15 protein-coding genes are annotated in these 13,926 nt (G+C 56.1%); 8 read left to right on the top strand and 7 right to left on the bottom strand.

What is annotated here, in order from left to right:
- Window positions 1-1,220 (bottom strand): methyl-accepting chemotaxis protein (locus EAY64_RS07515; protein WP_103524159.1); only part of this gene is annotated, 1,220 nt, incomplete at its 3' end.
- Window positions 1,221-1,395: 175 nt separating this feature from the next.
- Between EAY64_RS07515 and EAY64_RS07510 the strand changes: the two genes are divergently transcribed.
- Entirely contained in the window at window positions 1,396-2,049 is a 654-nt protein-coding gene (locus EAY64_RS07510; RefSeq protein ID WP_158604634.1) for an HAD family hydrolase, read from the top strand.
- A 68-nt stretch (window positions 2,050-2,117) separates the two neighbouring features.
- Here the strand turns inward: EAY64_RS07510 and aroQ are convergent, their stop codons facing one another.
- A complete protein-coding gene (gene aroQ, locus EAY64_RS07505; RefSeq protein ID WP_103524157.1) occupies window positions 2,118-2,561 on the bottom strand; it encodes a type II 3-dehydroquinate dehydratase in 444 nt (147 codons plus the stop codon).
- 10 nt (window positions 2,562-2,571) lie between these two features.
- On the bottom strand, window positions 2,572-3,405 hold the full coding sequence (locus EAY64_RS07500) for a shikimate dehydrogenase family protein (protein WP_103524156.1): 834 nt from the start codon (window positions 3,403-3,405) through the stop codon (window positions 2,572-2,574).
- Window positions 3,406-4,007: 602 nt separating this feature from the next.
- On the opposite strand from EAY64_RS07500, the gene EAY64_RS07495 reads away from it, so the two are divergent.
- The 4 genes from EAY64_RS07495 (at window position 4,008) to EAY64_RS07480 (ending at window position 7,286) form a co-directional block, all read left to right on the top strand.
- Window positions 4,008-4,757 (top strand): class I SAM-dependent methyltransferase, encoded by a 750-nt coding sequence (locus EAY64_RS07495; RefSeq protein WP_103524155.1) that lies wholly within the window; start codon window positions 4,008-4,010, stop codon window positions 4,755-4,757.
- Between the two features lie 153 nt (window positions 4,758-4,910).
- Window positions 4,911-5,543 carry a LysE family translocator gene (locus tag EAY64_RS07490; RefSeq protein ID WP_103524154.1) on the top strand — a complete coding sequence of 211 codons (633 nt, stop codon included), beginning with the start codon at window positions 4,911-4,913 and terminating at the stop codon, window positions 5,541-5,543.
- A gap of 123 nt (window positions 5,544-5,666) precedes the next feature.
- Window positions 5,667-6,173 carry a DinB family protein gene (locus EAY64_RS07485; protein ID WP_103524163.1) on the top strand — a complete coding sequence of 169 codons (507 nt, stop codon included), beginning with the start codon at window positions 5,667-5,669 and terminating at the stop codon, window positions 6,171-6,173.
- 330 nt (window positions 6,174-6,503) lie between these two features.
- The gene (locus EAY64_RS07480; protein WP_103524153.1) at window positions 6,504-7,286 is read left to right on the top strand and encodes a bestrophin-like domain; all 783 of its coding nucleotides are present in this window, start codon (window positions 6,504-6,506) and stop codon (window positions 7,284-7,286) included.
- A gap of 239 nt (window positions 7,287-7,525) precedes the next feature.
- Here EAY64_RS07480 and EAY64_RS07475 read toward each other — a convergent pair whose 3' ends face one another.
- Complete coding sequence (locus tag EAY64_RS07475) at window positions 7,526-8,740, bottom strand: MFS transporter (protein WP_103524152.1); 1,215 nt, start codon at window positions 8,738-8,740, stop codon at window positions 7,526-7,528.
- Window positions 8,741-8,938: 198 nt separating this feature from the next.
- A complete protein-coding gene (locus EAY64_RS07470) occupies window positions 8,939-10,048 on the bottom strand; it encodes an alpha/beta hydrolase (protein ID WP_103524151.1) in 1,110 nt (369 codons plus the stop codon).
- A gap of 273 nt (window positions 10,049-10,321) precedes the next feature.
- Here EAY64_RS07470 and EAY64_RS07465 point away from each other — a divergent pair, with 273 nt between their 5' ends.
- Window positions 10,322-11,266, top strand: a complete 945-nt coding sequence (locus EAY64_RS07465; protein ID WP_103524150.1) for an AraC family transcriptional regulator — start codon at window positions 10,322-10,324, stop codon at window positions 11,264-11,266.
- Window positions 11,267-11,658: 392 nt separating this feature from the next.
- On the opposite strand, the gene EAY64_RS07460 is transcribed toward EAY64_RS07465, so the two are convergent.
- A complete protein-coding gene (locus EAY64_RS07460; RefSeq protein WP_411267230.1) occupies window positions 11,659-12,330 on the bottom strand; it encodes a S24 family peptidase in 672 nt (223 codons plus the stop codon).
- Window positions 12,331-12,556: 226 nt separating this feature from the next.
- Here EAY64_RS07460 and EAY64_RS07455 point away from each other — a divergent pair, with 226 nt between their 5' ends.
- Both EAY64_RS07455 and EAY64_RS07450 read left to right on the top strand, forming a co-directional pair.
- On the top strand, window positions 12,557-12,874 hold the full coding sequence (locus EAY64_RS07455) for a helix-turn-helix domain-containing protein (protein ID WP_103524148.1): 318 nt from the start codon (window positions 12,557-12,559) through the stop codon (window positions 12,872-12,874).
- 61 nt (window positions 12,875-12,935) lie between these two features.
- A complete protein-coding gene (locus tag EAY64_RS07450; protein ID WP_103524147.1) occupies window positions 12,936-13,409 on the top strand; it encodes a hypothetical protein in 474 nt (157 codons plus the stop codon).
- Window positions 13,410-13,638: 229 nt separating this feature from the next.
- Here the strand turns inward: EAY64_RS07450 and EAY64_RS07445 are convergent, their stop codons facing one another.
- The gene (locus EAY64_RS07445; RefSeq protein ID WP_103524146.1) at window positions 13,639-13,854 is read right to left on the bottom strand and encodes a hypothetical protein; all 216 of its coding nucleotides are present in this window, start codon (window positions 13,852-13,854) and stop codon (window positions 13,639-13,641) included.
- Window positions 13,855-13,926: the final 72 nt, after the last annotated feature.

The raw sequence follows: 13,926 nt of genomic DNA, 5'->3' as shown, positions 1-13,926 counted from the left end.
TCGGCCACCACGGCAAAGCCACGGCCCTGCTCGCCGGCACGGGCGGCCTCGATCGCCGCATTCAGCGCCAACAGATTGGTCTGGTCGGCGATATCACGAATCACACTGGCAATATCGCCGATCTGGTCGGTGCGCTGTTCCAGCGAGCCGATCAGCCGCGAGGCATCGTTCACCTGGCTGGCGGCCCGGCTGATTTCCGCACCGGCATGCAGTACCAGGGCCGAGCCACGCTCGGCCAGCGCGGCAGCCCGGCCGGAATTGGCCTCGGTCTCGCGGGCTCCCTGCGAGATATGGTCGACGCTGACCGCCAGTTGCTCGATGGCGGCGGCACTGGAGGAGATAGCCGCAGCGCTCAGGCGCGAGGCATCGTCAATCTGCGTCATTTGCGTGGCCAGATGATGCGACAGCTGCCCTACCTGACGGGCATTGTCCTGGATGCCACTAATCAGGCCGCGCAAATTGGCCTGCATCACCGCGATGGAGGCCAGCAGGCTACCGCCCGGGGCGCTGCCATCCAGCACCCGGTTCAGCTTGCCCTCGGCTATCTCCCCGGCCAGCCGGGCGGCCAGTTCCGGCTCTCCGCCCAAAGCGCGGTATATTTTCCGCGCCATCCACGCGGCCACCAGGCCAATGGCGACAAACAGCAACAGGCCGGTCAGCATGTAACGCAGCGCGGCCTGCCAGAAGGCCGCCTGGATGTCATCCGTCCAGGCTCCAAAACCAATCACCCAGTCCCAGCCGTCAATACGGGTGACGCCGTTGATTTTCAGCACTTCGTCACTGCCACCGGGCTTCACCACCATCAGTTCGACAAAGCCGATCTCCTGCGTGGCCAGCACATCCAGATAGCGATTGAAGTCATGGCGTCCATCCGGCAAGGCCTTGCCGAAATCCACCTGCCCCACGCCCTTGTCACCCGGCAGCACCAGGCCTAGCGCGCCGGTGGTACGCGCCCACAGATACAGGCTTTTCTGGTAGCGCATGCTGTGCAGGGCATCGATGGCACGGCGCTGCGCCTCGGCGTGGCTCAATTGCCCACTCTGCTCCAGCTGCTGGAAATGCTGCACCTGCTGTGCGGCCAGCGTCAGCACGGTGCGGATGGACTCCTCGCGCTGTTCCAGCATGCTGCTGCGCAAGGACACCAGGCCCATCACCGCCAGCAACAGCCCGCCCAGTGCCGCCAGCGCGACAATCAGCCCCAGCCGTGTGGAAAGTTTCATGTTCTGTCTCCTCCTTGTTATATGCAGTGCCGCTCGGGCTGTGCCATCATCATTGCCCTGTGCAGGACATGAGGTGGCGCACCATTCTGGTGATTTGCTGCCATGAGGAGTAGTCGACACAGGCACTAGCAGTTATAACAAGCTGCTATGACTGCCCGCGACAGGAGACCGACAAGTGTTTAAGATCAAGGCCGTGATATTTGATTGCGATGGCACGCTGGTGGACAGCGAAAGCCTGTCGGCACGGCTGCTCGGCCGCATCCTGCAGCAGCATGGCTACCTGCTGGACGAAGAAACCATCCTGCAGCACTTCCGTGGCCGGCCCTATGCCGGCTTTCTGCACGACATCGGCCAGTACTTCCCTGCGCTGGACCGTGATCTATTCAGCCAGCAGTTCCGCCAGCAAAGCCTGCAGCTGCTGGCCAGCGAGCTGGACAGCATGCCCGGCGCACATGATTTGCTGGCGGCGCTGCAACTGCCGCGCTGCATTGCCTCCAACGGCCCGCGCGAGAAGATAGAAACCAGCCTTAACAGCACCGGGCTGAAGCCTTATTTTGGCGAGGCCATCATCAGTGCCTACGAGGTGAATGCCTGGAAACCCGATCCGGCGCTGATTCAGCACGCACTGCGCCTGCTTGACGCAGCCCCCGCCGACTGCCTGCTGGTGGAAGACAGCGCCTCCGGCATTGCCGCCGGGCTGGCCGCAGGCGTAACCGTGGCCGGGGTGCATCTGGACCCCGCCACCGCCGCCCGCTTTGCCGGGCAAATCGCCATTTTTCCCGGCCTGCCGCAGCTGGCGGCGGCATTGCTGGCTCCCCGCCGCACATAAAAAAAGCGGAGGAGCCAGGCTCCCCCGCATAACACTGACTGAGTCAGTTTCGGATTGCTACAGAGAAACTAGTGGTCGGCCAGCGCAGCTAGCGCGGCGCGCAGGCCCAGGAGATAGCTTTCGCTGCCAAAGCCGCAGATCTGCCCTTTGGCAATCTCGGCAAATACCGAATGGTGGCGGAACGGTTCCCGCGCGTGGATGTTGGACATGTGGATTTCCACGATGGGCACGGTGAGGATGGCCAGTGCATCGCGGATGCCATAGCTGTAGTGGGTCCAGGCACCGGCATTGATCAGCACCGCATCCACACCATCGGCATAGGCCTGGTGAATGCGTTCGCACATTTCACCTTCGTGGTTGGTCTGGAAGCTTTCCACTTCCACGTCCAGCTCGCGGCCCAGCGCCTGCAGGCGGGCATCAATCTCAGCCAGGGTTACCGTGCCGTACTGCTTGGGATCGCGCTTGCCAAACATATTGTGGTTGATGCCGTGCAACATCAGCATTTTCTTCATTGCCCGCTCCTCAATAATCCAGCTGGGCCACGGCACGCAGCTCTTCCGGCGTGGCGCTGCCAAAACCGAAAAACTCCAGATAGGCCGGAATCATTTCAAACAGCATGTCGGTACCCAGCTGTATCCGGCAGCCCTTGGCCTGTGCCGCCGCCAGTAGCGGGGTGATTTCCTTTTTCATCACCACTTCGCCGACAAAGGTGTCCGGGCTGACGCGGTCCATGTCAAAGGGCAGCGGGTCGTCTTCCTTCATGCCCAGCGGGGTGGCGTTGACGATCAGCTCGAAACCGGCCGGGTCATTGCTGCCCACCGACACCTTCAGCTGCGGATAGTGCTGGCACAGGCGGCTGGCCAGCGCCTCGGACGAAGCGGTATGGCTGTCGAACAAAGCCATTTCGGCCACGCCGGCCGCTGCCAGCGAGGCAGCAATGGCACAGCCCACACCACCATTGCCCGACACCAGCACCTTGCGCCCCTTGAGGGCAAAACCCTTGCGCTCCACCCCGCGCACAAAGCCGGCGCCGTCAAACTGATCACCCAGCAGCGTGCCGTCCGGCCGCAGCAGAATCGCATTGCAGGCACCGGCAATGGCCGCCGTCGGGGTGATTTCATCCATCAGGCCCAGGGTGGTCACCTTGTGCGGCATGGTGACCAGCGCACCACGCAGATTGGTGAACTTGCGGATGCTGGCCAGTGCCGCTACATAGTCTTCCGGCTTGACGCCCATCGGCACCACCACCGCATCAATACCCTTGCTGTCAAACCAGGGGTTGTAAATCATCGGAGCCTTGAAGCTCTCGGTGGGATAACCCAGATGGGCGATAAGCCTTGTCTTGCCACTGATCACGCGTGTCTCCAGAAATCATGGGAATGGGTACGCTGCACTGGCGTCCCTTGAGCATGAGGATGATTCGCGCCCATTGCGCCCCCCTGCTGCTGTACCAAGCCGGCGGCAGCGACCGCAGCAGGCTCCCCGCCGCATGTCGTCCCGCTTCAGCCAGATACATCCTTAAGCTTGCAGCATCATCAGCTGTTTGCACCCCCGGACCAATCCCAAATCCGCTCTAGCTGATATATCAATCCTGTTGGATCAGGACATGCCGGCTGCAGCACAACTGATAAGCCATAGCCATCGCATCCGCACACGGCTTGTACCACCGGCCTCCCCCTTCCAATAACGCGGCCAGGGCAGCAACAGGACAAGCAGGCTGCTCCGCGCCCTCAATACCCAGTGCAGAGCAGTTGCAGCATGCATCACGCGAACAGCAGGCCCGCAGACCACGGCCGGATGATGGACAGAGCCAGGGGGCGGTCTCCCTGTTATGCATTGTGGATTAAGTGTAAGGTGACAGGGGATGGCCAATTGGAGATCCTCGAGTCATTTTGACTTTGCCGCTTGAGGATTAAAGAGCCACTCATATTGAAATTCCATATTGATAGAGCGCCTTGATGAGTAGTGTTGAAAATGCCCAATACACAGACCCACTGCTGATTGATTTGTATGATTTGCAAAACACTGGAGTGGATGATTACTATTTTTATGAGCAATGTATTGGCATTGAGCCCATGAGAATTGCGGATATTGGCTGTGGAACTGGTGTGTTTGCTATTCGACTCGCAAATCTTGGGCATATGGTTACTGCCATAGAACCTGCGTCAGAGATGCTGAAGGTGGCTCTTACTCGTCAAGGCAGTTGCAATCACAATGTTCAATGGCTACAAGGTGTAGCAAAGCAGCTGCCCATTGATATCCATCTTGATGTGGCAGTAATGACCGGTCATGCATTTCAATGTCTTCTGACCGATGAGGATGTCCAAGAAACCCTGCGGGCCTTACACGACCGCTTGTATCCGGGGGGGCGAATGATGTTCGAAAGCCGTAATCCTGAAAGTGAGCCATGGCTGCGATGGGTACCGGAACACTCTCGAAAGATAATCCCATTGAATGATGATCTGGTTGAAATTTATCACGAAACCAAAGGCATCAATGGGGAGTTGTTGAGCTTCATGACCCATTTCAATTTTTTGAAATCAGGATTGCAAAGGCAGAGCAAGAGCGTACTCCGTTTCATGTCGCATGAGCGCATTGCACAACACTTGCATCAAGCTGGATTTGGTCGAGTTGACTGGTTTGGTGATTGGGAGGGGGGCGTATTTATGCCTGCGAGCAAGGAGATTATAGCAATTGCACATGCCTGAACTGTCCTAACTGAGTCGCTTACAAACACCCATACCAGCATGCTCGTCCTGAAGCAGTGCCTATCAATACCAGCGCAGCCAAGGTGCTCAGGGTTTGCAGAAAGGGCTCATGATTAGCAAAAATGCCGCTTCAGCCACATACAGGAGAGGAAAATGCAAGAAACAACAGCATTGCTCAGCATCGGGTCGGCCCTTTTTATTGGTGCAATCAGCCCAGGGCCAAGTTTTGTGATGGTGGCGAAAACTGCCGTGACATCAGGCCGCATCAATGGCCTGTGTACTGCGCTTGGCATGGGTGCTGGTGGTTTTGTCTTTGCCGCCCTGTCACTGCTGGGCCTTAACGGCTTGCTGCTGGCCGTGCCCGCGCTGTATGTCATTCTCAAGATAGCTGGCGGTTTATATCTGGCCTACCTGGGATGGAAAATCTGGCATGGCGCCAAACAAAGCCTGGCCATGCCTGCCGATGACACGACATCCACAACTGGCGGCTACCTGAATAGTGCCATGACCGGCGCAACTACCCAGCTGAGCAATCCCAAAACTGCCATTGTGTATGCCAGTGTTTTTGCTGCATTTCTGCCACCACTCCCCTCCATCGCCTTCAGCAGCGCCATTGTCCTGCTGGTTTTCTGCATTGAAGCCGGCTGGTATGCACTGGTGGCGCTGGCGCTGTCATCCACTGCGCCACGCAAGCAATACTTGCGCTACAAGACGGTGATGGATCGCATGGCAGGCGGGGTGATGATTGCCCTGGGGCTGAAACTGGCCACAACGGCGGGACGCTGAATCCGGCTGGGTGCTAAGCGGTCGCGCTGCCATGCTGGATAGTGGCAGTTTGCCGCCAGCGCAGCAGTCCACCGGGCTGACTGCATGATCAAGACACAAGCAAAAATTGACGAGACCTTTGCCATGCCTGTAACACAAATCCTCAATCAGCTGCGCTACAAGCAATGGGCCGACCAGCGCACGCTGGCTGCCATCGCCCTGATTGATGCCCAGGCCTTTCCCGTAGAGCGGGCATTTGCACTCCAGCAATTGAATCACATGGTGCGGGTGGAAGAAGTATTCCGCGCCAGGCTGGCAGGGACACCCGAGCCGCATAGCAGCACCAACTCGGAAATCGTTCCCACGCTGGAAGAGCTGGACAAGCGCCTGGCAGATTCAAATAACTGGCTGCAGCCTTATACCGAAGCACTATCACCAGCAAAGCTGGGCGAAATAATCCACTTCCGCTTTCTGGATGGGAAAACTGGCTCGTTGACACGTACCGAGATTCTGTTTCACCTGGTCAACCATGGCAGCTATCACCGTGGGGCTATCGGTCGCGCCCTGGATATGGCCGGAGGGCTGCGCCCGGCCGACACGTATACGGTCTTTATTCACGCCGCCGAGCCAGCACGCAGGGAGAGCTGCTAACCAGCAGGCGGTCGAGCTTCCGCCTGTGGTGAGCGGTGGCGGGCAGATCGCTCTTCCTGGCGCTGCACTATTTCAGCAGGCTCAGGCCCCACGCAGTTCACCATGGTGTAATTTACCGTTCGGCGGATATGCTGCGGCGTTTCGAGGCGTCTGCGCGCTTTGCCAATGTGGATGGCATTGGGGCCTTATCAGGACGGTCAGCAATGGTTGTAATGATTTCCACAAATTTGCCTGACAAGTTGGCATTGAATGCTCGTCCGGCAAGTTTCACTACCCATATCTGACTGACTATCACGAGCCGTTCTTAAAAAACATAACAGGGAGGGTGTAATGAAAATATTCATCCGCTGCGGTATTGTTGTATTTGCCACCTTCATTTTTGCCATTGCCGGAGAGGTCATTCACCAACAATTTCCAGAGTATGTTGCTCACTCCGGCGAGCTAATCAAACTTGTATCCTCTCTTATTGGTACATTATTTGCCATTGTGCTCGGCCTGCTCATCTCCTCATCATACACGGCATTCAATACACACCAAGCCGATTTTAATGCCATGGCAACAGCCATAGCCAATATCGATCTAATTTTAAAATACTATCCCGCATCAACCAAAAACATGCGCCACTCGCTGATGCTAGTCGTGGACGAGGTGCTGAATCGCTACTGGCCCAAACATACCGTCATGCATAATCACGATGTTGATTATCGCTTTCTTGAAAATGATATTAATAAAATCTTACTGATAAACAGCTCATTCCACAATATAAGCAATGTAAAGCAAGATGATATCAATGCCATGAGAAATCACTCAAATAATTTCATTTCCATACAGGCCAATATTATTAGAAACCTCTCCAGCCAAGTTCCTTCCCTCCTGCTTTATGTCGTGTTTGGCTGGGCATGTTTGTTATTCTTCCTGTATGGCATATTTGGCAATGGAACTGCTTTTGAATTTTCATTTCTATTTCTTGGCTCGATTGCTATTGCCAGTACTAACTTCTTAATTCTGGAGCTCACACATCCCTATCAAGGATTGTTCAAAATCTCCAGCGCTGCCCTGGACCTCCTCAAGCAGTCAATCAGCCTTGAAGATGAGAAAATATTCCAATCATGAAGAATTTGCAGAATGCGACTTGCCGTTCACAGGAGCGCTGCATTATGTTGTGCTTGTATCGACACTGAATCCGTGCCAACAAGCTGCCAAACTACGCCAACAAGCACAACTGCAAGTGGCCGGATTTCACGCAAAAAGCCCGCAAACGCGGGCTTTTTTTGAATCTGGCGGCGAGAACGGGCCGAAATTGACGAATGGTTTGCACCCGGCAGCCAGACGCACACTACGCTGGCCATGGGTCAGACGCACGAGCTGGCTTGCGCGCGATAAGCCAAAAACGTCAGCCATGCACTCAGCCATAACAAAATGGCACTGGTCATCCAGGTGAGCTGATACCCACTACTATCCAGCATCAGCCCGCCAATGGTTGAGCCGCAGGCAATGGCAAACTGGATGACCGCCACCATCAGGCCGCCGCCCTTCTCGGCATCATTCGGCACGGCTTGTGCAAGCCAGCTCCACCAGCCCACGGGCGTCGCGGTTGCCATTAGCCCCCACAGGCAAAGCAGCACGCTCACTGGAGCAAGCCAGCAGCCAAGCGGAATCAAAGCGATCGCAATGACTGACATCAACACCGGGATGGCAATGAGTGGCGGGTACAAACCCCGCTTGAGCAGCACGCTGATGATGGCCGTGCCAAGGAAGCCCGCTAGCCCCATCGCCAATAGCAGGACGGAAAGAGTGGACGCGCTGACCTGCGTCACTGCTTCAAGGAAAGGGCGCAGATAAGTAAACAGCGTGAATTGGCCCATGAAGAAAGCACCGCATCCGGCCATGCCATAGGCAACCCTGCGGCTTTTGAGCAGGTTGAATACCTTGCGGGAGCTTGAGGGGCTTGCTTCCGCCGGCATGGATGGCAAGGCCATCCATTGCCAGACCAAGGCAATCACTGCGACAGGAAGCAGTGACAAGAAGGCCGCGCGCCAGCCGATGGTAGCCCCCAGAAGGCTGCCCAGCGGGGCGGCAAGCACGGTGGCCAGGGCATTGCCACCATTAAAGATCGCCAGTGCTTTTGATACTTGATCGGCGGGCACCAGCCGCATTGCCATGGCAGCAGACATTGACCAGAATCCGCCAATCACTACCCCGATCAGCGCACGGCCGAACATGAAGGTCAGGTAGGTCTGTCCCAGCCCGACAACAGCACCCGAGATGCCCATCAGCAAGGTCAGAATCAGTAGCAGCGTCTTGCGATCCATGCCTTTGCTCAGAGAGGCAATGGAGAGGCTGGTGAGCACGGCCAACACACCGGAGATCGAGATACCCTGGCCAACCATTCCCTCGCTCACTCGCAGTTCACCAGCAATGGGCGTCAGCAGACTGACCGGCATGAATTCCGAGGAAACCAGTACAAACACACACAGCGATATGGCAAAGACGCCACCCCAGCATGCAGTTTGTTCATCCGTGCGGCCGGCAATGGCTGCCGGAGAATCAGAGCTAGTGGTGGTCATGCAGATATTCGTTATTTCCATGGTTTACGGCAGCCCTGCGCTGGTTCATAGCCGCAGGCAGAACCAGCCGGCTTCCGTTACCGGCGGTGCTGAGCCGAGCACCGCCCGATCCCGGAATGGCTGTTGCATAGGCAGGCAAAGCCTGGCCGGGAGAGAGGCGCTCCGTCCGGCCAGGCGCTGCCTCAGGGCGCGGGGGACTCAAGCCAGGTGCTGGGTAAAAAAGGCCGTGAGCTTGTCGAAAGGAATCACCTCGGTGCGGTCGTACAAATCCGTGTGGACCGCTCCAGGAATGATCATGAGCTCCTTCGGTTGCGCCGCAGCCGCATAGGCTGTTTCGCTGAAGTAGCGCGAGTGCGCCTTTTCGCCATGGATGAACAGAACCGGACGCGGTGAGATTTCCGCGATATAGCTCAGAATCGGCATGTTCATGAAAGACAGGGGTGTCGTCTGCGTCCAGGCATTGCCGGAGTTCACCGCACGCGGATGATAGCCACGCGGCGTCATGTAGTAATCGTGATAGTCAATCACAAACTGCGGCTCACCACCGTGCACTGCCTGATTGTAAGGTGGCTGGTAAGCCGGTGTGCCCTGCTCGGCATCTTTCCAGCGTTGCAGACTCAGCTGTGTCAGCGTTTGCGTACGCTGAGCAGGCGTCACACTATCGTTGTAGCCTTTGGACATGAGGCGCGTCATATCGTACATGGTGCTTGCCACGACAGCTTTCACCCGCTTATCCACTGCGGCGGCATTCAAGGCCATGCCACCCCAGCCACAAATGCCGATGATGCCGATGCGCTCCCGGTCCACATTGGGTAGCAGGCCCAGAAAGTCCACTGCTGCGCTGAAATCCTCGGTGCTGATATCCGGCGAAGCGACATTACGCGGCTCACCGCTGCTTTCCCCGGTAAAAGACGGATCAAATGCCAGGGTGATGAAGCCGCGTTCGGCCATGGTTTGGGCATACAGACCGGAAGACTGCTCTTTTACCGCACCAAAGGGGCCACCTACCGCCAGTGCCGCCTGTTTGCCACGGGCATTCTTCGCTTGGTACAAGTCCGCCACCAGGGTGATCCCGTAGCGGTTCTTGAAGCTGACCTTCTGGTGGTCGACCAGATTACTTTTGGCGAATGTCTTGTCCCATTTGTCGCTCAGCGTGATTGGCGACTGGGCAAAGGCTTGCCCCGTGCCAAGCATTCCAACGCTCAAGGCGGCGATGCTGCTACCAGTCAACTTCAGCAAATCGCGCCGCGCTACATTTGGCGTATCCAGTTCAGTGACTTCATGGCTTGTTTCACGGTGCGTATGCATGGTGTTTTCTCCAGATGCGCCGGTTGTCAGCCGGCCAGCGTTACGATCAAAGTTGCTTGGCATGAAGGTGGCAGTAGGCGCCTGGCGATATCTGCCTGGAGGCTACCGTTCAACTGCACGCTTTGTTGGAGGTATTTTCTGGGTGTCATCTGGATTATCGATAGCCAGATCCTCCCTGTTCTTTGCCTGATCCTGCGGCACTGCCCGGCAGCAGGCGACGCCTGGACCAGCTGCGGCGTATCATGCATCGGTGGGAAATTTCGGGAGATGCCGATGTCTGTTGGAAATCAGCGGGAGCACAATCCATACGGGTCACTCAATGCCATGCATGCAGGCTTGGCTGAAACTATCGGGAGATGGATCGATAGCGAAGGCGACTGCGGGACATCCATCGAAAGCCTGCAGTTTTTCCGGCGAGAAGCGCCCAGTGACGCCTGCGCCTGCATGGTCGAACCCAGTGTCGTTTTTGTCGTGCAGGGCGCCAAGCAATTGCTGGTTGGCGAGCAATCGTATGCCTACAACACCGAACGCTTCTTGCTCAACTCACTTGATGTTCCAGCAAGCTCGCAAGTTCTCGAGGCGAGTCCGCAGCGCCCCTGTCTGGGCCTGGTATTCAAGCTGAATATGCGTGTCATGGCAGAAATCATCTCGCAGAGCAGCTTGCCACCTGCTCGTGATCGCACAATGGAGAGCAGCACGACGCTGGGTAGCATGACGCCCGTGTTGCTGGAACCATTCACCCGCCTGCTTGGCCTGCTGGATGAGCCAGAGGCCATCGGCGTGCTCGCACCGCTCATCGAGCGGGAAATCCACTACCGCCTGCTCAGCAGCGACCTGGCCTCACGCCTGTGGCAAATCACATCCGTGGGCAGTCAGAGCTACCGCATCGCCAGGGCAGTCCACTGGTTGAGAAGGCATTACGCCCAGCCCATGAGCATTGAAGAACTGGCCGCCCATGTACAAATGAGTGCATCAACACTGCATCACCATTTCCGCTTGCTCACTGCGAAGAGCCCTCTGCAATACCAGAAATGGCTACGCTTGAATGAGGCCAGACGCCTGATGCTGAATGAAGGCCTAGACGCCTCCACCGCCGCCTTCCAGGTAGGCTATGAAAGTCCATCCCAATTCAGCCGGGAATACAGCCGTCTCTTTGGTGTGCCACCCAAGCGCGACATCGACGGCATGCGCGACAGGGCAGTTTTCATTTTCAGGTGAAGATGGAGCACTGAGCAGTGAGGCTAGACTACCCTCTTCCATCACAGGAAAAGGTAGAGGGAATGAAGCGCTAGATCGCCATGGATTTTTGCGCACCGGTAACAAAAAACTCAAACAGTAACAAAACCTTGCCAATCAGCAGTGCAAAAGCGTGCGCGAAACTTTGTAAAACCAGGCCATGATGTGGTTGTGCAGGAAGTATTGCAGTGGGGAGAACTGGGCGGGAAGACCTGGGATGATGCGGGATGATCCGCGCCAGGCTTAGCTTTCAGCCCAGATCACCCCATCGAAATGCACGCTGCGCCCGCCGTTGCATTGAGGCCGCGACAAACACACAACATTTGCGCGGCCTTTTGCGTTAAAGAACGCACACATCATCTTAGAATTAACGCTTAGATCTGACGGCCGAACCACACAACACGTCCAATCACCGCGAAGTCCACCTCCGGGCTATTCACATCCACCTCGAACGGATCATAGGCCTCATTGGCACTCAGTATCCGTAGCTTCCCCCCTGGCAGCTTCTGCACTCGCTTGACGATCAGATCCTCATCCAGCCTTAGAACGTACAGTCCACTGGTGGGCTGCCTGTCCGCATGGTTCACCAGGATGACATCCCTGTCATTCAGGACGCCCTCCATTGAGTCACCTTTCACCGACAGTACCGACAAGTCCTTCGGATCCACGCGCAGGTAGTTTTCTATCCAGTAGCGCCGGAAGGACATAGAAAACATAGGCTTTTCGCCTTCAATAGCCGACCCATGCCCTGCAGCCGCCTTCACGTTGTAGCGAGGTATGAAGACGAATTCGCTAAGGTCTACAGGGTTACCGAGAGTGTCATTGCAAGGACACGCATCTGCAGCTCTTTCCTCCCCATCCCTCATCGGGCCTTTACCAGTAGCAATCCATTGGATGTTGCAGCCACTTGCCTCGGCAATCGCAATAAGCACGGCAAGCGTTGGGAAGCCGCCCTGGCGCATAAGCCTGTTAAACCCTGATTGCGATAACCCTGCCGCCTTCGCAAACGCAGCCTCACTAGGATGGTTTGCCAGGATCAAGCGCATCCGATCATGAAATCCAGCACATGCAAGTTGTACTGTTGAACTTGAATGCGATTCTTCGTGTGTTGTGTTTTCGCTCATAAGTGCATAACTCATTGAATTCTATGGGTTGTATCGCTTTTGAGTTCCAACCAAACCCAAAAAAGACTTGAATGAAACTTGAATGAGCTTGCAAGCAAGCTCAAATGCGATAGAATGCACCCATGATTTCACCTAGTTGGGGTAGCTCATGAGTGCATTCGAAGCCGCAAAAAAAACCGCCGAGGACTGGCACCGGGCGGACATCGTAGCGGCACTACACAAGGCTGGCTGGTCTCTTCGCAAGCTGTCGGAAGGAGCTGGTCTGAGCGCTGGAACGCTCAAATCTGCCCTGGACAGACCTTATCCAAAAGCAGAAGCGATTATCGCATCCGCGATTGGACTTGATCCGAAGTCAATTTGGCCTAGCCGCTACGCAAAACGCCATTTTAAGCCGGTTTTTCCATCTCATCTCCATTCATCTGCAAATACCCCTGCGGAATCTCGCACGGCTGTTGCTGTTGAGTGAATGGTAGGGACGAACTGACCTAATGGCCACCAAACAGATTCTCTGAGCAAGGAGTGATGCCATGAGAAACAACGGCGGTAAAACCCGCAGACCTACAAGCCTTGCTGAGGCTTTCGATCTTGATGAAGCAAATGCCCTGAAAGCACACCGCCGCCCGCGCAAGCAGATGGAGGAGCTGATGGGTACCAACCGCTCTACTTATGCCCGCTGGGTGTCCGACTGCGAGATGCCTGCCGGCCGCTTGCTGCAGTTCTCGGTGCTTTGCGGATCTGCCCATGTCATTGAGTACCTGGCCATTGCATGCGGAAAGCTGGTCGTAAGCATCCCGACTGGCAAGAAAGCCAAAGCCAGTGACCTGGGCGAAATGCAGGCCAACTTCGGCAAGGTTGTGATGCTCCTGGAGCAGTTTTACCGAGGCCAGTCTGATCTGCCGGAAACCCTTGGGGTGTTGAACGAGGTGCTGTCTCAGGTGGCATACCACCGCGAGAACGTCATTAAAACCGGGCAGCCGGAACTTGAATTGTTTGGGGAATAAGTGATGAAAACCGCAAAGAAAAAAATGGGTGCGTCTGCCTTTTCCGCTGAGTTCGTGAACTCCCTGGTGAGCAGCATGCAAAGCGTACTGGAAGCTGGTGAGCTGAGAGATTCGAAGTTCCGCCAGCAGTTGCTGACGGAACTCGTCGCGGCTTATGTCGCAAGCCAAGGCGGAACATCCATGGAAGTCCGCTGGGCTACTGAAGGACTAATCCAAGCCTTCGAACTGATCACTGCACATCACGGTAAACCGGCTCAAGCGACTTGTTCGCAAGGATGAGCAATTCATCGTAAAGCGCATTGATAAATACGCCGACAGCCTCACCGCCACTTTGTGAAGCAGAAACCTTGGGAAGCAGTTCGGGTTGTGACTCAAGCACATGCTTCAAGAGGTTGAAGGCAGCGTTATGAGCTTCTTGTTCAAGACGACGGTTTTTAAAGTCCATGGGGGTTCTCCAATGAAGGTTTATGACATGCAAGTTGGATGCCTGCATTGCCATTCTACCCAAATTGGCAGA

The sequence above is a fragment of the Aquitalea palustris genome, from assembly GCF_003693445.1.
In the GTDB taxonomy this organism is placed as follows: Bacteria; Pseudomonadota; Gammaproteobacteria; order Burkholderiales; family Chromobacteriaceae; genus Aquitalea; species Aquitalea palustris.
This window is presented reverse-complemented; position numbering and strand designations above follow the sequence as displayed.

What these genes read in the sequence shown, in the direction of transcription:
- EAY64_RS07455 (WP_103524148.1), top strand. Translation starts at nt 12,557, where the DNA reads ATGAGTGCATTCGAAGCCGCAAAAAAAACCGCCGAGGACTGGCACCGG.
- EAY64_RS07460 (WP_411267230.1), bottom strand. Translation starts at nt 12,330, where the DNA reads ATGCGCTTGATCCTGGCAAACCATCCTAGTGAGGCTGCGTTTGCGAAG.
- aroQ (WP_103524157.1), bottom strand. Translation starts at nt 2,561, where the DNA reads ATGAAGAAAATGCTGATGTTGCACGGCATCAACCACAATATGTTTGGC.
- EAY64_RS07485 (WP_103524163.1), top strand. Translation starts at nt 5,667, where the DNA reads ATGCCTGTAACACAAATCCTCAATCAGCTGCGCTACAAGCAATGGGCC.
- EAY64_RS07470 (WP_103524151.1), bottom strand. Translation starts at nt 10,048, where the DNA reads ATGCATACGCACCGTGAAACAAGCCATGAAGTCACTGAACTGGATACG.
- EAY64_RS07475 (WP_103524152.1), bottom strand. Translation starts at nt 8,740, where the DNA reads ATGACCACCACTAGCTCTGATTCTCCGGCAGCCATTGCCGGCCGCACG.
- EAY64_RS07450 (WP_103524147.1), top strand. Translation starts at nt 12,936, where the DNA reads ATGAGAAACAACGGCGGTAAAACCCGCAGACCTACAAGCCTTGCTGAG.
- EAY64_RS07490 (WP_103524154.1), top strand. Translation starts at nt 4,911, where the DNA reads ATGCAAGAAACAACAGCATTGCTCAGCATCGGGTCGGCCCTTTTTATT.
- EAY64_RS07445 (WP_103524146.1), bottom strand. Translation starts at nt 13,854, where the DNA reads ATGGACTTTAAAAACCGTCGTCTTGAACAAGAAGCTCATAACGCTGCC.
- EAY64_RS07465 (WP_103524150.1), top strand. Translation starts at nt 10,322, where the DNA reads ATGTCTGTTGGAAATCAGCGGGAGCACAATCCATACGGGTCACTCAAT.
- EAY64_RS07480 (WP_103524153.1), top strand. Translation starts at nt 6,504, where the DNA reads ATGAAAATATTCATCCGCTGCGGTATTGTTGTATTTGCCACCTTCATT.
- EAY64_RS07495 (WP_103524155.1), top strand. Translation starts at nt 4,008, where the DNA reads ATGAGTAGTGTTGAAAATGCCCAATACACAGACCCACTGCTGATTGAT.